Annotated in this window: 14 protein-coding genes, 1 pseudogene and 1 riboswitch; of the genes and pseudogenes, 11 read left to right on the forward strand and 4 right to left on the reverse strand. The window is 37.8% G+C overall.

Annotation, left to right across the window (positions count from 1 at the left end; translation table 11 throughout):
- Positions 1 to 506 precede the first annotated feature (506 nt).
- The 6 genes and pseudogenes from EL17_RS20750 (at position 507) to EL17_RS20770 (ending at position 4,951) form a co-directional block, all read left to right on the forward strand.
- Positions 507 to 815, forward strand: a complete 309-nt coding sequence (locus EL17_RS20750; RefSeq protein WP_205623595.1) for a hypothetical protein — start codon at positions 507 to 509, stop codon at positions 813 to 815.
- A 2-nt stretch (positions 816 to 817) separates the two neighbouring features.
- Positions 818 to 1,825 (forward strand): PAS domain S-box protein, encoded by a 1,008-nt coding sequence (locus EL17_RS20755; protein WP_035078958.1) that lies wholly within the window; start codon positions 818 to 820, stop codon positions 1,823 to 1,825.
- Between the two features lie 200 nt (positions 1,826 to 2,025).
- Positions 2,026 to 2,208: riboswitch (cobalamin riboswitch) on the forward strand.
- 196 nt (positions 2,209 to 2,404) lie between these two features.
- The gene (locus EL17_RS24225; protein ID WP_035078961.1) at positions 2,405 to 2,752 is read left to right on the forward strand and encodes a hypothetical protein; all 348 of its coding nucleotides are present in this window, start codon (positions 2,405 to 2,407) and stop codon (positions 2,750 to 2,752) included.
- Between the two features lie 20 nt (positions 2,753 to 2,772).
- Positions 2,773 to 2,994: pseudogene (locus EL17_RS24435) on the forward strand (hypothetical protein); the annotation flags it as partial.
- 471 nt (positions 2,995 to 3,465) lie between these two features.
- Complete coding sequence (locus EL17_RS20765; RefSeq protein ID WP_035078964.1) at positions 3,466 to 3,846, forward strand: acyl-CoA thioesterase; 381 nt, start codon at positions 3,466 to 3,468, stop codon at positions 3,844 to 3,846.
- Positions 3,847 to 4,117: 271 nt separating this feature from the next.
- A complete protein-coding gene (locus tag EL17_RS20770; protein WP_035079114.1) occupies positions 4,118 to 4,951 on the forward strand; it encodes a penicillin-binding transpeptidase domain-containing protein in 834 nt (277 codons plus the stop codon).
- A gap of 158 nt (positions 4,952 to 5,109) precedes the next feature.
- Here EL17_RS20770 and EL17_RS20775 read toward each other — a convergent pair whose 3' ends face one another.
- Positions 5,110 to 6,462 (reverse strand): hypothetical protein, encoded by a 1,353-nt coding sequence (locus tag EL17_RS20775; RefSeq protein ID WP_051720270.1) that lies wholly within the window; start codon positions 6,460 to 6,462, stop codon positions 5,110 to 5,112.
- A 370-nt stretch (positions 6,463 to 6,832) separates the two neighbouring features.
- On the opposite strand from EL17_RS20775, the gene EL17_RS20780 reads away from it, so the two are divergent.
- From EL17_RS20780 to EL17_RS20800, 5 genes are all read left to right on the forward strand, one after another.
- Positions 6,833 to 7,174 (forward strand): hypothetical protein, encoded by a 342-nt coding sequence (locus EL17_RS20780; protein ID WP_164675197.1) that lies wholly within the window; start codon positions 6,833 to 6,835, stop codon positions 7,172 to 7,174.
- Between the two features lie 101 nt (positions 7,175 to 7,275).
- Entirely contained in the window at positions 7,276 to 8,484 is a 1,209-nt protein-coding gene (locus EL17_RS20785) for an efflux RND transporter periplasmic adaptor subunit (protein ID WP_316932680.1), read from the forward strand.
- Positions 8,485 to 8,490: 6 nt separating this feature from the next.
- On the forward strand, positions 8,491 to 11,631 hold the full coding sequence (locus EL17_RS20790) for an efflux RND transporter permease subunit (protein WP_035078971.1): 3,141 nt from the start codon (positions 8,491 to 8,493) through the stop codon (positions 11,629 to 11,631).
- Positions 11,632 to 11,637: 6 nt separating this feature from the next.
- A complete protein-coding gene (locus EL17_RS20795; protein WP_035078974.1) occupies positions 11,638 to 13,077 on the forward strand; it encodes an efflux transporter outer membrane subunit in 1,440 nt (479 codons plus the stop codon).
- A 482-nt stretch (positions 13,078 to 13,559) separates the two neighbouring features.
- Positions 13,560 to 14,684, forward strand: coding sequence for an AI-2E family transporter (locus EL17_RS20800; protein WP_035078976.1), 1,125 nt, complete (start codon positions 13,560 to 13,562; stop codon positions 14,682 to 14,684).
- Here the strand turns inward: EL17_RS20800 and trhA are convergent.
- From trhA to EL17_RS20820, 3 genes are all read right to left on the reverse strand, one after another.
- The gene (trhA, locus tag EL17_RS20805) at positions 14,681 to 15,325 is read right to left on the reverse strand and encodes a PAQR family membrane homeostasis protein TrhA (protein ID WP_035078980.1); all 645 of its coding nucleotides are present in this window, start codon (positions 15,323 to 15,325) and stop codon (positions 14,681 to 14,683) included. The two genes, EL17_RS20800 and trhA, sit on opposite strands and share 4 nt — an antisense overlap.
- A gap of 290 nt (positions 15,326 to 15,615) precedes the next feature.
- Positions 15,616 to 17,175, reverse strand: a complete 1,560-nt coding sequence (locus EL17_RS20810) for a protein adenylyltransferase SelO (protein WP_051720272.1) — start codon at positions 17,173 to 17,175, stop codon at positions 15,616 to 15,618.
- A gap of 351 nt (positions 17,176 to 17,526) precedes the next feature.
- Positions 17,527 to 19,665 carry a glycoside hydrolase family 97 protein gene (locus EL17_RS20820; RefSeq protein WP_035079126.1) on the reverse strand — a complete coding sequence of 713 codons (2,139 nt, stop codon included), beginning with the start codon at positions 19,663 to 19,665 and terminating at the stop codon, positions 17,527 to 17,529.
- Between the last annotated feature and the right edge of the window lie 196 nt (positions 19,666 to 19,861).

Here is a 19,861-nt window from a genome sequence, read left to right on the forward strand (position 1 = left end):
TAAAGCCATTTAAAACCTATTCTAGAAAAATGACTTTATGAAATCATTAAGAAAAAAAATTTAAAAAGCCCTAACCAGCAACTAAAATTCATCTACTAAAACAATTCCTATACAGGATTAAGGAAATGCTTAAAGACACTAATCAACAAAATATATACATAAATCCCTGTTTCAAATTCATGAAGCTTTGGCGACAACCTAATGTAAAAAATACACTGTGTTTTTTACCAAATTAAATTTTGTTTATTAGCATACCATTTTGAACCTTAGCTTGAAAGCAAAAACATCCTCTTTAATGAAATCTGCCTTCGGTATTTTTTAATTGATTTGTTTACATTTTTAGGTAAATTGCGTTTAAAAAAATAATCTTTTTGCATTTTTCACTGCATACAACCGTTGCCATTGGACCCTACAATACCTAATAATTAAATTAATATGACTAAAACAAACTGTATTCTACTATTATGCACATCAGAGACCACTCGCATATTAATTACTCCATTAGCTTGAGCTTTGAAGAGATTAAATTACCTCCTTTTCAAGATATTTTAGTACTGGCCAAAAATTCACCCCAAGGAAAACTAGGACTTAGTAAATCTTTTGAACTGCTTGTCCCTAATGGTTTTCACCTCATAGAAATTAATGATGATAAAGTTGAAGCTATATTTGTAAACAAAAAAATACTCAATAAAATTTCTGTTTCCAAAATAATAGAAATTCTAAAAGCAAAAGTGTTTCAATATATTTCGGAAGGAGAATTATTAATGGTGGATTTCAAAATTACCATTTCATATACTAATATAGAAATCAGTTAATAATGAAAACGCTGGCTGGTGATTTTGTAAATAAAAATTTTATATCTACATCTCCTTATTCCGGGGTTACTGCTATCAAAAGTGATCTTATTTCTCATTCTGCAATTGTGGTATTAGATGAGAATACCAATAATTATTTAGGACTTCTTACGCCCCTAGATCTTATCCTAAGGCCCCATAATCTGGTAATCGACTGTTTAACCGAAAAACCAATGCTTTCCTATCAAACACCTATAACTCATGCTTTGGCTACGATGTTTAAGCATCATGAGGAAGTGTTACCTATAGAAAATCAAAATAAATTCGAAGGCCTGGTTTATAAGAACGACCTCATCGACTACCTCTCAAAGCAAAACATCAAACAGCATAAATACATCTTACAGGGAAATGACAGTCTCAAAAACACGAAAAATATTTTATACGCCATCTATCAAAGTACGCAATCTATCCGATATTTGATTGCACCTGATTATTCAATAATATTTTTCAACAAAACTGCAGAGGAAAAAACTTTTACCTATAACAATAAGAAACTGAAAATTGGTGATAATTTTACCCATGTTTTTGAAGATTTGATGCAGAAAGACCAACATTTCAAAAACGATTTTTATAAAGCCATTAAAGGCAAACATGTGGTTAGGGAAAGCAGGGTGTCAGACATTCCTAAAACTGTATGGATCAAATCAGAATATTTACCTGTTTTTGATAATAATACTTTAATTGGTATATCTCTTACCATTCATGACATCACTGAGCGAAAAAACAGGGAAATCTTCATTAAAAAGCAGAATAAAATTCTGAAGGATTTAATATTTTTTCAATCACATAAAGTCAGACGGCCCATTGCTAACATCATGGGCAGTTTACAGCTAATAGATACTTCAGAATTAAGCGAAGCTAATAAGGAAGCTATTGATTTGATATCTAAAGCTACGGTTGAATTCGACAGCATCATTAAGCAAATAGTAGATACAGCTCATTATTGGACGGATAACGATCTTTCCAAATAATCTGGCCAAATATATTCCATACTTATTCTTAACAATTTAATGAGGTGAAACAATCTTAACCTCAATAATACCAACTTATTTGTGGCAGCTAAAAGTATCAATAGTTTACCGTTTTTTTATACACTGAAAACCAAATCATTATTTTACCCAGCTGTTTTTGATGATATTTTGTTACATTGCCACCGATAAGTTCTTTATATTATTTCTTCTAGCGGAAAGGTTTTACTTAACGTAGATTAATAGGGAATTGTGTGCAAATCACAAGCTGTCCCGCAACTGTAAGTAACGCACAAAAGTTTTTACCCATTTTGTCCACTGCCTAAAGCGGGAAGGGCGGTAAAAATGTTACAAGTCAGGAGACCTGCCTTATCTGTATTGACAGTGCTTTCGTGGAATGAAGTAGTCAGGTGATGTACACATAAAATTTCAATAGGAACATTTTGCCTTATTTTCGAGGCATAATTATGCCTCCCTATATTTTACAGTATCAAAATTTTACACACTTACTTAGTTACACATAGCATTTTGAAGTTTAGCATAAAGGCTTTTATGTGATTTAATCATTTAAAAACTAACAAAATGCAAACACAAAACCTAGGCTACCCGAGGATTGGCAGCCAATATGAGCTCAGGAAAGCTTCCGAACTTTACTGGTCCGGTAGCATTACAGTTGATCAATTATTGGATACCGGAAAAAACATTCGACGGCAAAATTGGTCACTACAGAAAAAAGCTGTAATAAACTTTATTCCAAGTAACGATTATTTTTTCTATGACCTGGTCCTTGATGCCAGCCTGATGGTCAGTGCCATTCCAAACAGGCATTACCAGTTAATTAAAAACAGCCAACTTTCAGAAATTAACCTCTTATTTGCCATGGCCAGGGGTTACCAAAAAAAGGGCAGGACGTTACCGCTATGGAAATGACAAAATAGTTTGATACCAATTATCATTATATAGTCCCGGAATTTAACGCAAGTCAAAAGTTTAGCTATTATTTAAATAAAGAGGTAAATGAGTTTTGGGAAGCCAAATAATGGCATCCATACAAAACGCGTCTTATTGGTCCGGTTTCATATTTGCTTCTGGGCAAAGGAAAGGAAAAAGATTTCCATAGGCTGGAACTGAACACTCGGCTATTACCAGTTTATCTTGAGGTATTGGAAGCTTTGTCGGAAGCATACAGAAATGGTTCAATGGATGGAAAAAGAAGTATCTGTAATCATTGCCATGCCAGCTTTGGATAAATACGGATTGTGGTTTAAAAAAACCGCAATTGCGCGAAAACAAAAATAGCCCTTTTCCAAATGTGGGCCGCGGCAAAAGTCTTGTGGGCATCGACCTCTAAACCTAGTGTTTAAAACTTTAACAGGCAATTCTTCTGGCAATTGCCTATTTATTCTTACCTAAAATATAAAGCTATTTAATATTTAATGATCTCAGGTCATGGCCTAATATATCCCTATGGTATTATAATTAACCAGGGAATATCAAATGCGTAAAACCAACCTTACCCATAAACTAACAAGCACAGACCGTGTTAAATCGATTTGGAGAAGATGAATCAAATTATTCCATAAATAAAAAGATTAAATACAACACAATAACTAGTTATAAATCAATACATTAAAATCAATATTATGGAGAACGATAGGATTGAAAGATCCATTACACGAATCTTTAAAGCCGTATTTCCCAATAGCACCAACCATTATGATACCTTGTTTGGTGGTACGGCCATGCACCTGATGGATGAAGTAGCCTTTATTACGGCCACCCGGTATACCAGAAAAAAGGTGGTAACAGTCTCATCAGACAGAATCGATTTCACAAGGCCAATTCCATCAGGAACAATTATTGAACTGATTGGTAAGGTGATCCATATAGGTAACACCAGCCTGAAAGTATCCGTAGAAATATATATAGAAGAGATGTATTCACAAAACCGTGAAAAAGCTATCAGTGGCACATTTACTTTTGTGGCCATAGATGATCAGAAGAAACCTGTAAGAATAAAATAAACCATCGAGCTAGCCAAAGAAAAATACTTTCCAGCCCCTATTATATATATTTAAATCACAAATAAGTAACTTACTCAATTATAAAAAAACTTCCCCTTAGCATTAGGTAGCAAAATAGAAAAATAAAATATTTAATAATGAAAATACGGATCTATATCATATTTATAGGACCATAAGTTCTTGTGTTTAAGCTTTACTTTAATGATCGAGTATTAATTTGAATGATATAAATATATTAACCCATTGAATGTGGCTTCATGCTCACTTTTATATGAAAGCTTTCCTCCTTTTCTATTTATTATCTATGAGCCTTAATGGTGCTATAGCCCAGCAAATTGATAAAATTACACAGCCTACTTTTATGGCGCACAGCCAGAAATATTTTGAATCCTGTGGTGTAGAAGGAAGTCTGGTCATTTATGATATGGGAAATTCGGAGTGGTTGGTGAGTGATACAGTAAATATTTATGTGCCTACCTTACCTGCTTCAACTTTTAAAATTGCAAATCTACTCATAGCATTAGCAGAAAAAGTCATCGATGATGAGGAAGAAGTTATACATTATAAAGGTGGTATTGATACTTCCAGATATGGTTACCGTCCGGGTACATACCGGGATATGACAGTAAGTGAAGCATTTGAAGCATCAGCTGTCTGGGTATTTCTAGATTTGGCTAATAAAATTAAAAAAGACACTTATACGCAATACCTGGATAAGATACAGTATGGAAATGGAATCGTGGATGATGAAGAAATTGATTTTTGGAATTACGGCAAATTGCTGATTAGTCCTGTGGATCAATGTAAGTTTATTGCTAAACTTTATAACTATAACCTCCCTTTTTCTAAGTCTGACATTGCTATCGTAAAAGATGTTATGTTGACAGAAATAGGTAAAAATTATAGAATTCATGGTAAAACAGGCTGGACCACGGAAAAAGAAATGAATATAGGCTGGTGGGTAGGATATGTAGAAACCAAAAACAATGTCTATATCTTTGCCACCCGAATAATGCAGGATAAAAATAACTTATCTAAAGACTTTGGAAGATGTAGAATATTGATCACAGAACGAATTTTTGAAGATCTTCGACTATTGGATTGATGTATTAGTAAATATAATTTCCCTTTGGTGGCAAATCTGGTATTTTATAGGAAAAGTATTCAATCCATAAATTAGTCTTTTATAATAAAATAAAAGATGGGAGGTGAAAAAAAATTTGGGTGAAAAAGGCTAACCTCCCCATATATTAAAAAAATCTTTTATTGCAATCTAATTTCCATGTCTTCCAACAACTCATAATATTTTCTAATAATCCTGTCCCAATCTGTAAAATGCGCCTCTTCAAGATGGGATACATCCCCGTCTGCGGTTTGGCTGACAAATTTCACGGAATAATTGCTCTCATTCAAACTGCCGGAATTAGTGATTATAATCCTACTACGGATAGTCTTGCCTCCATTATTAAATGCGTCATAGCGCCATGCCGTAATAAGATACCCTGCATTAAAATCAATCGTTTCCAAAACATCATATTCCTTAGTGATAATCGAAATCAAAATTTTCCATGCTTCTGAATTAGATAATGATTTCCTGACTTTAATAGGTATACGATGGTTGATTTTATCCGAGTAGATAGAAACACGATAGGCCTCGTCATCCATTAGTTTTACATTTTCGACTACAGGGATATCCTCTGATGAGGTATCTTGATTACAATAAGTCCTTACAAAGCTAATATACCCTTCTTTAACTACTTCTACTTTAAAGCAAGTACCTTTTGGCAATAAAAGATCATACTGACCAAATGCCAGGGAATTACCGTTTACCTGTATAGAGGCATCCGCAGGTAAAGACTCTAATCTGACCACCCTATCTTCCAGTTTAACACCGTATATTATGGGTGGGATATTTTCTCCGCTATCCTGGTTGCAGAATTTTTGGACTACATCCGCATAGCCTTTTTTAATCACTTTCAACTCTACGCACTCACCATATGGCACCACTATGCCAGTAGTTCCTTCTGCCATTTCTTTTCCGTTGATAAGATAGGCATCAGCCTGGGGTTGGATATCGAGCTGAACATAACGGTCTTTTAATTCAAAAATTTCTTTTACAGGAGGTAATTCTTTATCAGAGACATTATAGTAAGTAGTTTTCTTAGATACGTATCCAGTTTTATTGACCGTTATTTCGGCCATTTGCCCTTCGGGAATGATGACGCTGGATTTACCTCGTCCCAGTATCTCTTCACCGTTTAAAAAAACGGCATCATCATAATTAGACTCTACTTCCACCATCCTATTGACTAAAAGGACTTTCATTTCCTTCTCATATTTTTCAGTTTTCGGAAACTCCAGGACCACCGGTTCATAACCTGCTTTGGCAACTATTATTTTATTATCTGAATTCTTCTCAAGTTTTAAGCTTATTTCACCTATACCCAATGGAGTATTTTTACCCCTATCACCATCTTCCATCTTAGAAAACACCGCGTCAGAGTGGTTGCTAGTCAATTTGATTTTATTCTGTGCTGAAACAGGGACGGAATAACTGAAAAAGCTAATCAACATTAAAGATATAATAACGCTGTTTTTATGTGCTTTAGGTTTCATTATTTACAGGTTAGGAGAAAGTATAAATCTATGTTAAAGTAATTTTTAACGTTATATAAGCCATGTTATCTTTTAAATAGAAGACAAAATAAACAGTGATTTGATACAATATTAAAATTTTTCTTAACCCTTGGCAATACCCCCAAAGGGGTATATTTCAGGATCCCGTAATGGTAATGAATTTTATACGTCCTATTATTGATTATTCATAAATATAAGCTAGTTGAACTTTATAATGGGATGGTTTAATTATAGATCTGTTAATACAAAATGTTATTTTAATAAAAAATGCATTTTTGATGGCACAAATTTGGATGTATGGAAAATAGGAATGTAAATTTGCCACATGCAGGGAAAGCAACATAAAATTATGTTATCAGTCAAGAATGTGTTTACACATCTTCTTGCTGTGTTTTTGCTTGCCCTTTCTTTAGCGGATCATGATGAAAAGGTTTTTGTAGGAAAAGATTATCAATCTGCGGCGGTAGAAGCGCTGGATTATGATTTTGTAGATTTTCCTACCTCGGTTTCCAGGCATAATATGCCGGCTTTTTCAAAAGTTCAAAGAGAAGCTATTTTGCCTTTGGCCGTGGTATTTAAGCTGGAAATCAGCAATATCATCCCTACCTTAAAATTACCTATACAATTATACGGTATACCTCTTACTATACTGACAGTGCTGGAACTCATTGTGTGTTCCAACGCGCCTTAATTTTTTAAATGCTCAGTACCCAATAATTGAGCCTTCAATGCTGTCTGTTTGACAGCAAAAGTACCCTGTATTTATATATTTCAGTTTTTAAGTAACAAATTATGATATTCTTAAGCATGCTTAAGGTAAAAGCACCTGTTTTTACTTTTGCAAACTCTCTTTTCCTGACTATGGGATTTCTCATTATGATAATGCTGTGTACCGGATGCAATACCGGACATAGTAAAAATGATGACAAAAACACCTTACTCAACATACCTGTGCTTCAGCTTTCCGCACAATCCATCGAAGTACCACAGTCTTATATATGTGAGATTCAAGCCATCCAATTTGTAGAGGTCAGGGCCAAAGTCGAGGGATTTGTGGACAAAATCTACGTGGATGAAGGAGAATTCGTCCAGAAAGGAAAACCACTTTTTCAACTGACTTCAATGGAGTTTAATGAAATGGTAAATGGTGCCAATGCCAGATTAATGCAGGCCAAAGCTGAAGCCAATGCAGCAAAACTGGAAGTAGAACGGCTGAAAATACTGGTAGATAAAAACATCATCACGTCATCAGAATTAGACTTGGCAAAATCAAAAAGAGCAGTGGCAGAGTCAGCTATAGCCGAAGCCGAATCTACGTTAAAAAATGCTCAGACCGGATTATCCTATACTACGATAAGAGCTCCATTTGATGGCATTGTAGACCGAATACCCTTTAAAACCGGAAGTCTGGTGACCGCAGGTGATCTGCTGACTAATATTACCGATGTCTCTGAGGTTTTTGCTTATTATAGGATAAATGAAAATGAATACCTCACCTATATGAGGAATAAAATAGAATCCCAAGGAGAGGAAGCATTAGCAGAGGATATGAAGCTAATCCTTTCAGATGGTGAAATATATCAACATGTAGGCACATTGGAAACCATGGAAGCTGACTTTGAAAGAGGTACAGGATCCATTGCCTTTAGGGTACGATTCCCTAATCCCCATGGTCTGCTCAAACACGGAGCCAGCGGTAAAATCCAGATGTCCACTCAGTTAGATAGTATCTTTTTGATCCCTCAAAAATCAACTTTTGAGATCCAGGATTTTAATTATGTTTATGTGGTGGATAAAGAAAACACGGTGAAGGTGAGAAGTTTCAAACCATTAAGGCGACATGATGTGTATTATGCCGCAGAAGGATTCCAATCCGGAGATAAAATCATCTATGAAGGTATTCAGCAGGTAAAAGATGGTATGAAAATTCAGCCAAAAACTGTGGATAATAAAGAAGCTTATGGTGATCTGATGGAAGTAGCCTCTTTAACAAATAATTAAATTTTTATGTTAGAGCTCTTTATCAAAAGACCGATCTTATCCACGGTCATATCTATATTTATCACACTTCTGGGTATTTTGGCATTGACATCTTTGCCCATTACCCAGTTCCCGGAAATCGTCCCTCCATCGGTTACTGTAACAGCACGCTATACCGGTGCCAATGCTGAAGTACTTTCCAAAGCTGTGGCCACCCCACTGGAGCGGGCCATTAATGGCGTACCAGGTATGGCTTATATGTCCTCTGTCAATACCAATGACGGTATTACCGTCGTGACAGTAGTATTCAATGTGGGTACAGATCCTGATCTAGCGGCGGTAAACGTCCAAAACAGGGTAGCTTCTGTACTGGATGAACTTCCGGAAGAAGTGATCCGGGCAGGGGTTCAGACTGAAAAAGAGGTGAACAGTATGCTTTTATACCTTAACCTTTACAGTAGTGACTCTGTGCAGGATGAACGTTTTATCTATAATTTTGCTGATATCAATATCCTGCCAGAACTTAAAAGAATAGATGGGGTAGGTTTCGCAGAGATAATGGGTTCAAGAGATTATTCGATGAGAATATGGCTCAACCCAGGTAGAATGGTATCCTATAACCTATCCCCACAGGATATAACCGAAGCCATAAGAAGACAAAATGTAGAGGCCGCACCCGGCAAATCAGGGATCAGTTCAGACCAATCCCCCCAAATGTTACAGTACGTTCTTAAATACACAGGAAAATTCAATCAGCCTGAAGAGTATGAAAACATTACCCTTAAAGCACTACCTGATGGATCACTACTTAAAATTAAAGATGTAGCAGAAGTGGAATTTGGCTCTCAGGATTATAATATGGTATCTATGACAGATGGAAGGCCATCAGCCTCAATCATGATCAAACAGCGACCAGGTTCCAATGCCCGTGAAGTAATAGCCAATATCAAAGCCAAAATGTCTGAACTCGAAGAAGCTTCTTTTCCCCCAGGCATGACCTTTAATGTTTCCTATGATGTATCCCGATTTTTGGATGCCTCTATATCAGAAGTTTTAAAAACTTTATTGGAAGCATTTATATTAGTGTCTTTGGTAGTGTTTATCTTCCTTCAGGACTTTAGATCTACTTTGATACCGGCTATAGCGGTACCAGTATCTTTGATCGGTACGCTGTTCTTTATGCAGATGTTTGGCTTTTCCATAAACTTGTTGACACTGTTTGCATTGGTGCTGGCCATAGGTATAGTAGTAGATAATGCTATAGTAGTGGTGGAGGCAGTACACGTAAAAATGCATGAATTAAAAATGTCAGCCTATGATGCCACAGTAGCGGCTATGAAAGAAATCGGGGGGGCCATCATCGCTATTACCATGGTCATGTCTGCCGTATTTATTCCTGTGGGTTTTCTCTCTGGACCTGTAGGGATATTTTACAGGCAGTTTTCACTGACACTGGCCATAGCGATCGTCATATCGGGGGTAAATGCACTCACTTTATCACCGGCCCTTTGTAGTATACTGCTTAAACCAGCTCATGGAGATAGAAAGAAATCATTGCTCCAGAGGTTTTTCACGGGATTTAATAACCGATACGATAAACTATCCCGAAAATATGCCAGAGCTCTGAAACTTATATCGGGAAGACAGGTGGTTACATTTGGAATTTTAGGTGTATTTTTCTTAGCTACCTATGGTATCAGCAGTATACTGCCTTCGGGGTTTATCCCCACAGAGGACCAGGGTATGATCTATGTCAATGTCACTACTCCACCAGGTGCCACTGTGGAAAGAACCAAAACTGTACTGGATGAGGTTCAGGCTGCATTGCTTCCATTAGAAGAAGTAGAGACTATATCTACCTTGGCAGGCTATAGCCTGATGACCGAAACAGCGGGTGCTTCCTATGGCATGGGCATGATCAACTTAGTAGGCTGGGGTGATCGCGAAGCCAATGTTCCAGCACTGATAGAAAAATACAAAGAAAGGACAGCTCATATCAGTGGAGCTGATATCCAGTTTTTCTCCCCTCCTACCGTACCTGGTTTCGGAAATGCCAGTGGATTCGAACTAAGGCTTCAGGATAAAACCGGGGGCGGATTGGATCAGACTGCCAGAACAACGGAGGAATTTGTAACTGCCCTAAATGAAAGGACTGAATTGCGGGAAGTATTCACCAACTTTGATCCTACTTTTCCGCAATATGTATTACATGTAGATCATGATAAGGCAGCGAGACTTGGAGTATCAGTAGATGGAGCCATGGAAACCTTACAAAGTTTGGTAGGTAGCTTTTATGCTTCCAATTTTATACGCTTTGGGATGATGTATAAGGTCATGATACAGGCCGCTCCTGAATACAGGACTAATCCAGAAGCCATTCTTCAGATGTATGCAAAAAGCGAAACGGGACAAATGGTCCCCTACTCTTCCTTTGTATCTATGGAACGGGTCTACGGACCGGAACAGCTTACTAGGTACAACATGTTTACCTCCGCCATGATTAATGGAGATGCGGGCACAGGATTTAGTTCAGGAGATGCCATTCGCGCTGTAGAGGAGACTGCTCTTGAAGTTTTACCGAGGGGCTATGCTATAGATTGGTCAGGTATGACGCGAGAGCAGATAGAATCGGGCAACCAGGCGATATATATTTTTATCATATGTCTGGTTTTCGTCTATTTATTATTAGCCGCCCAGTACGAAAGTTACCTATTGCCACTACCGGTGATCCTTTCTCTTCCGGCAGGTATATTCGGTTCGTTTTTATTTCTAAAAATTATGGGGTTAGAAAATAATATTTATGCGCAGGTATCACTCATCATGCTCATAGGCCTACTCGGAAAAAACGCGATACTCATCATAGAAATAGCCATACAAAGCAGGGCCAAAGGCTTGAGCATCATGCAATCGGCCATCACAGGCGGGGTGGAAAGGTTAAGACCTATATTGATGACATCCTTTGCATTCATTTGTGGATTGATCCCGCTAACGCTAGCATCCGGTGCAGGCGCTATAGGGAACAGGACCATAGGGACCGCAGCAGCCGGAGGTATGCTCATAGGTACATTGGTAGGGATTTTTCTTATCCCCGGCCTCTATGTGGTTTTTGAAACATTGGCCACTAAGCTCCGAAAAAAGAAAAATACTTCTGAACACGCCATAAGCTAATTTAACATGCGCCTAATTAAATATATATTTCCTCTCACGGTCGCTATCTTTATCTTGGCTGGGTGTAAATCTAGCAGGGAATTGACCGATAATAAAGTATTGACCTTACCTGAATACTATGAAACGGCAGATACTCTGCCTAGCATAGCAGGAAAGGATTGGAGAATGTTTTTTGATGATCCATTTTTGCACAGGTTAATTGACACCGCTTTTGTGCATAACCAGGATTTGCAGAAAACACTGGAAAACATCAATATTTCCAGGGCCAGGCTCAAAGCAGCCAAACTGGGTCAGCTGCCAGATATAAGCGCCGTGGCTGGGGCAGGTGTAAGGAGGTTTGGAGACTATACCATGGACGGTATAGGCAATACAGACACCAATCTATCTGAAACACTCCCTGTAGATAAACGGCTCCCAAATCCCTATACCGATATCATAATAGGAGCAGAATTCAACTGGGAAATTGATATTTGGGGCAGGTACGCCAATCAAAGAAGGGCTGCGGCCGCCAGATTTATGGCCTCCCAAGAGATGGCCAACCATATACGTTCCTGGCTATTGGCAGAAGTTGCCTTTCAGTATTATGAACTCATCAGTCTAGACAGGGAAATTGAAGTACTGGAAAACAACATAAAATACCAGTCAATGGCCTTTGAATTATCTAAAGACCTGAAAAATTCAGGTAAGGAGAACCAATTGGCTGTAGACCAGTTTGAAGCGCAGCTACTAAATTCAAAAGCCCTATTAATATTTAAAAAGCGGGAGATAAGGACTGTAGAATTAAATATCAGTGAACTGATGGGAGTATACCCTGATAAAATAGAACGGGGGAATATAGCCAAGGCGGATAGATTGCCTGAAATTATGGAAATAGGTGTACCGGCGGACCTGCTCAGGTACCGCCCTGATATACGAAATGCAGAAAAAGAACTGATAGTTAACAAAGCAGATGTAGAAGCAGCACGCGCAGCATTCTTCCCTTCCTTTAGATTATCGGGTATGGCAGGCTTCAATGCTTTTAATTTTGCCAGGCTGTTTCTCAATCCGGCATCTTCAGTTTATCAGTTAGGCGCTGGCTTGACGGCTCCTTTGTTCAACCGTGGCCAGATAAGAGCTGCCTATGAGTCTGCAGGAGCTTCTCAGCGCATTGCTTATTTGGATTACGAACAGACTGTATTACAAAGCTATCTGGAAGTACTGGATATGGTAAATGTTTATACCACCTTAGAAGAGCAGCTGGTACTTAAAGAACAGGAAGTAGCTGTCCAAAAAAGATCTGTCGAAAACTCCAACACGATGTTTTCTGTTGGTTATGCCAATTATTTAGAAGTCATCAATAGCCAGAGCAGGGCATTGATGGCGGAACTGGAATACATAGAACTTAAGCGGGACCAACTTCAATCAGTTGTTTCTTTGTATAGATCACTTGGCGGGGGTTGGCTTTAGTTGCCGCCACGCAAAGTAGCCACCGGAAATGAGGGTCCGGTGGCTTTATTTTTATATCGATAAGAATATACATTCATTTTATTTAGTATTTCATCTGTTTATATTTTGTTTTTTAAAGGTCAGATGGAATCTCGCATGGTTATAATCATTCCGGTATGTGGGTTTTCCTCATGCTCGATTTCATATAACTATTAATGAACTTCACCGTTAAAATAAACAATTTTAAACTAATGGATAGATCTAGATAAAGATTTAGCATATTTGGAAGCTTAACTTTTTAATAACACTTCTGATCTATAGGAGTTAAATATTTTACGATCGATTTAAAAAAATAACTGAAAAATCAGTTAATATTGATAAGTAGCTACTGAAAGCATTCTAAGAAATATTTCACCTATTGTTTTTGAGACATAGCAAACCTCTCATAATAAGCGTACTTATCAAATTATTTACCAACAATTTCAATTACACCAGTACAGAACATGTTAAAAGGAGAATTAGACAAGCGTTACATTTTTATTAAGAAACTCACCTTTACATTATTATTTTTCATATTATTTATATTTGGACTGATACAGGCCAGGGATTTTATAGTCCCCCTACTTCTGGGTGTTCTTTTTTCGTATTTATTGTTTCCTATCGTTGGTTTTCTTGAAAAACATCGATTTCCACGGATCCTTTCTATTCTTATAGGTATATTGGTAGCTGTGGGGATACTTATTTTAGCAATAAATTTTTTTTCAAACCAAATAGCCGTTTTTGTAGAAAACATTCCTGAAATCAGAGAACAGGCTGCTACCAATCTGGAAAGAATGCGAGATAACATTTCTTCTTCTATTGGAGTCTCCCAAGATAGGTTTAGAACGTGGGAAGAGGATATTACCAGTGGGCTATTTCAGGCATCTGAAGAGATGCAAACCATATTTGCTGCTACTACTAATACAGCTGTCAATATAGGACTTATGCCTGTATTTATCTTCTGCCTGCTTTATTACAGAAATAAATTCCACGATTTTATCATTCAGATGGTCCCCAAAGGCTCCGAAGATAAAACAGAGCATATGCTTGGGGAAATCAACCTAGTAACCCAAAAATATATGACCGGCGTATTTATAGTGGTTTTTATATTATCTATCGTACATTCAGTAGTTTTCATGATAATCGGCTTGGATTATCCTATTTTCTTTGGGGTTACTGCTGCCCTCTTTAATTTTATTCCTTATTTTGGAACACTGATTGGCGCTGTATTGCCACTATTATATGCTTTTTTGGCCATGGATGGCACTGATTATGTAGTTTGGGTACTTATTTATTTTGTCATCATCCAATTTGTAGAAAACAATATCCTTACCCCAAACATCACTGGAGGTTACATAAGCTTAAATCCGTTTATCACCATTTTAACCCTTATTTTTGGGAGCATGATCTGGGGTGTGGCCGGGATGCTGATCATTATGCCATTTATGGCCATGGTAAAAATTGCCTGTCAACATATCAGTTTTCTACATCCTGTAGGATATTTATTGAGTGATAAAGGTACAGAACAATATAGCATATCCTGGAAAAAAATAAAGGCCTTGTTCAGCAAAAAGAAAAAGAAATCCTAAGTGATCATCCACATAATAGCTATAAAATGTGTGATAGTACCTAACAATACAAATAAATGCCATATGGTGTGAGCAAATTTCATTTTCTTATTGATATAGAATACTATGCCAACAGTATAAAAAATACCTCCTGCTACTATGAGCACCATTTCTATCAATCCAAGTCTCTGTACCAATGGCTGAATAAAAAATACAGCCAACCAGCCCATACTCAAATATAATATAAGAGAAAGTCGGGAAAATTTATGGGTATAAAATACTTTATACACTACCCCAATAAGTGTAAGGCACCATATTACCCCAAAATATATCCAACCTAAAGTCCCTCCCAGCGCTATTAATAAAAATGGAGTATATGTGCCAGCTATCAAAAAATAAATGCTTATATGATCAAAAGTCCTCAATAACGGTTTGACTACAGGGGATTGGACAGCATGGTATAAGGTGGAAAAAGTATACAGAAGCATTATTGAACTGCCAAAAACACAAGAGCTAAAAACATATACTGCAGTCCCATTCAATACCGAAAAAGTAACCAGCAATGCAATGGCCACTACACTGAACAGAATACCAAAACCATGCGTAATGCTATTAGCAAATTCTTCCTGTAGCGTCTGTTTTCTTTCCACTTTTCCAGCCATGTACAAAGTTATTTTTTTTAACTTAAAACCTCCCCTTTTAATAAAAATTCATTTTTGATGTATGATTGGTTTATGTCCATAAAATTTATTATGGATTCTTAATATTAATAAACCATAGTTAAAAAAATAATTGCATTTATATCTACTGAAAAAATTCGTTATATACTTTTTTATAATAACAAATAGGACTTCGCTACCATTTACATCCTCCTGAAAATGGTGCATTTATCATCAGGCATCCCCTTATTGGGCTATAGTGTTTTTTTGATTTCACTATAGCCTTTTAGGAGTTATGAACTACAGGAAAGCATGGAACAGCCGGCTTTCTTGCCGGCCCAGTCCGGCCTTTTGGCAAAGAATTTATCAAATCTGTCAGTATAAGGTTCTTTTAAGGCTGCTTGAAGTTCTTTAAAAAGGGTATTTGTTCCCTGTTCTAGTTCTTCTATGGCTTGATGCAAAAGGTAATTCCTGAGAATAAACCTAGGATTGGCAGCCTTCATTTTCTTTATAGAAACTGCTCTGTCACATTGGTTGGTTTTTAGTCGTTGTATGTATTTTTGCAAAGTTTCAAATAACTTGCTAACCCCAGCTTTGGAAGGCTTATCGTAAAAGCTGTCAGAAAAATGGACATAAGCTTCTTCCTCGGAGGCCAACTCAACATCGAGGTCTATCAATAGCTGATAGAAAATAGTCATATCGGGACTTAGCTCATTCAACATTTCTTCTATCTCTAGAATTAACTTTTTATCTCCTTCTCTTACTTCATCCAGTCCTAATTTATCTGCCATCATCTCGAAATATTTTTTAAGATAAAGAGGTTTGTACGCTCTTAGTGCCTTTTCTAGTTCATCTGTTTTTTCAAACAGCGGTACCAGTGCATTTGCCAGGCAGCCTAGGTTCCAGTGGGCTACGGCGGGCTGGTTGCCAAATGCATATCTCCTGCCAGGAAGATCAGTGGTATTGGGAGTGAAATTATTGTCATAATCATCCAGAAATGAATATGGTCCATAATCTATAGTCAAACCCAATATCGACATGTTATCAGTATTCATTACCCCGTGCACAAAGCCTACCCGCATCCATTCCACGATCATATCAGCTGTACGTTCCTGGATTTCCATAAACCAGCGGATGATGCTATCATCACCTTTAATATGAGGGTAATGCTGCTGTATGGTCCATTCCACCAGATTTTTTAGGTTCTCCACTTCTTTTCTTGAAGCCGGCATTTCAAAACTTCCAAACCGAAGAAAGCTCGGGGCCGCTCGCAGAACTATAGCTCCGGGTTCATAAGCTGCATTACCGTTATAAAACATGTCCCTTAAAACATTGTCCCCTGTAGTGACCAAACTAAGTGCTCTCGTAGTAGGTATACCCAGATGGTGCATGGCTTCGCTCATCAAATATTCACGCACAGATGACCTTAATACTGCCCGTCCATCAGCACCCCTTGAATAGGGCGTCAGTCCCGCTCCTTTTAATTGTAATTCCCAGCTTTTACTGTTTGGTGCTTTCCATTCTCCCAGTGTAATGGCCCTGCCGTCCCCTAGCTGACCAGCCCAATTGCCAAACTGATGCCCAGCATAATTTGCTGCATAAGGCTGCATCGTAGGATTCAAATGATTCCCTGCTAGCATGGCAATTTCCAGGTTATCCATAGGTTTTTCTATCCCTATTTCCTGAGCCAGTTCATCAGACCATGCTATCAGCTGAGGTGACTTGACTTTGGAAGGTAAAACCTTGGCATACATTACACCCGGGGTCTGCCTTGGCGTAAGTTCACCACTTTCATCTCCTGGGAAATTACCTATAAATTTATTGTCAAATATTTTATCTATAATCCTCTCCATATATTCTTTATCAGATTAATACCTTTTCATTATCCTTGAATCCCTTAAGCTTTAACATCCCGTAAGGATAGCTTTTTAACAGCATGCTGTCCAAATGCCTTTCCCCTAACTTGAGCTCAGGCTAATCTGGGTAAACCAAGTGTTTCCGACATCAAAATATTTAATATTTAAATACAAATGTACGGGCGTATGTATAAATGAAAATTGCTGGAAAATGGTTCGTCCTACATCTACAATGCCGCTTTCTTCTATATATGGTCTGATAAAGAATATTAATTTATCATTATACCCAGGCAAGTCTGTTTATAATCAAAAAAAAAGGATCTGAAAATTCAGATCCTTTTTTTTGATTTACAATTTTCTAAGGCCTTTCTTTTCTTCCTTAGACGCCTCTTTGATACTGATGGCCAAACCACCACCAGGAGCAATATGTTGTTTCAATTTAGATGTAGCATTTACCAAGAATTTATTGACGGTATAACTTTGGGGATTCTTATCCCAACTGGCATCTTTGCCATCTGCATAAACAGTGGCGATGTAGGTATTGCCTGAAGGTAAAAAATCAAAATTGATACTGGCTTGTCTGGCATTTTCATCCGTCACACTGCCAATAAACCATTCATTTTTCCCTTTTGCTTTTCTAGCTGTAGTTACGAAATCTCCTGGCTCAGCTTCCAAATGATGAGTATCATCCCAATCCACAGCCACATCTTTTATAAACTGAAAGGCATCAGGAAACCTCATATAGTTTTCAGGTAAATCTGCCGCCATCTGCAGTGGACTATAAATAGTGACGTAATAAGCTAACTGTTTGACCAGAGTTGTTTTCACTCTATTGGTACTATTTTCGTCATAATAAGAAAAATCGGTCTGAAAAATGCCCGGCGTGTAATCCATGGGCCCGCCCATCAAGCGGGTAAATGGCAATATCGTGGTGTGCTCAGGAGCCAAACCACCCATCGCTTCAAATTCAGTACCTCTGGCAGATTCCTGAGCCAGCCAGTTGGGAAAAGTACGGTGAAGGCCAGTCGGCCGTACCGCTTCATGGCTATTGATCATAATCTTATAGTCTGCAGCACGTCTTGCTACATGGATATAATGGTTGACCATCCACTGCCCGTCATGATGCTCGCCTCTTGGAATGATTTTGCCCACATATCCTGATTTAACAGAATTGTACCCATGGTCATTCATAAATTCAAATGCACGGTCCAATCTTCTTTCATAGTTACTTACTGATCCGGATGTTTCATGGTGCATCATCAGTTTTACACCTTTGGATTCTGCATATTCCTGTAAAGCTTCCACATCGAAGTCAGGGTATGGGGTTACGAAATCGAAGACATCCTCTTTCCATTGGCCAAACCAATCTTCCCACCCAATATTCCAGCCTTCTACCAAAACAGCATCGAATCCATGTTCTGCCGCAAAATCAAGGTGTTTTTTCACATTTTCTACTGTGGCACCATGCCTTGGGCTAGGCTCCAGTTCAGAATAATCCTGATCCAAACTTACGTTAGTGGCATCCGAATATGCCCAAGTACTTCTGCCTGGTAAAAACAGTTCCCACCACACTCCTATATATTTGATAGGCTTGATCCAAGAAACATCTTCATAAGCGGTAGGCTCATTGAGATTAAGAATAAGCGTAGATGCGAGAATTTCTGTAGCTTTATCGCTGACGATAATGGTTCTCCACGGACTGTGGGTGCCTGTCTGGATATAGCCTTTATTACCGACAGCATCTGGTACCAGATGAGCACTTAGCCTGAATTTTTGAACATCTAGATTTAATTGCATAGCCGGGTAATCTATCAGAGCAGCTTCATGTATATTAATATATAAACCGTCCTTACTTTTCAGCATTAGTGGCGTCTGTACAGCCAGAGACTGGATCGGTGTCTGTGCATGGACATCTATAGTAGCCTCCTCCATTAAATCTGGTATAGAAGACAAAGGGGAAGTAGTGAAGGCATACTCATTGGTGTCATAATCACCGGGTATCCAAAAAGCCTTATGGTCACCAGCCAAATGGAATTCGGTATGCTCTTCCTTTATAATAAAATAAGAGAGCCCTTCCTGTCTTGGAAACTCATATCTGAATCCCAAACCGTCATTGAACAGCCTAAAACGGATCCTTAGCACCCGGCCCATCTGAGACTCCTGGCTTAGTGTAATCACTAATTCATTATAATGATTTCTAATATTTTTATATTGGCCCCAATGGGGTTCCCAGTTTTCATCAAAGGTACTTTCCTCAGTTTCAGAAAGCTGAAAACCATCTAAAAATGAAGGCTGATCTTTCAGTTCCAGACCCATTGTACTGGTTTTGATAACTTCTCTGTCTTTATAAGTCAATTTATAATGCGGTTTTCCTTCATCAATACCAAAAGACATCGAGAGCTTACCGTCTGGTGAATGGATGGTCTGGCCAGAAGCAATAGCGGACCAAAAACCGATCATAATAGATAAGCATAATATTTTACTCATTTTCATAGGGTTAGGTTTATATTCAATTTTTATGGTCTAAAAGCCATAAAAACATGAACAAAGATATTTATTAACCCTAAGATTACAAGCTGAATCCATTTATCAAAAAACTATATTACGAAATCCATTTCCAACATACTGTACGGCACTCTCTAATATTTTGTCCGATAATGAACGGTTCAATTCTACATAATTA

The organism is Anditalea andensis (assembly GCF_000714815.1).
In the GTDB taxonomy this organism is placed as follows: Bacteria; Bacteroidota; Bacteroidia; order Cytophagales; family Cyclobacteriaceae; genus Anditalea; species Anditalea andensis.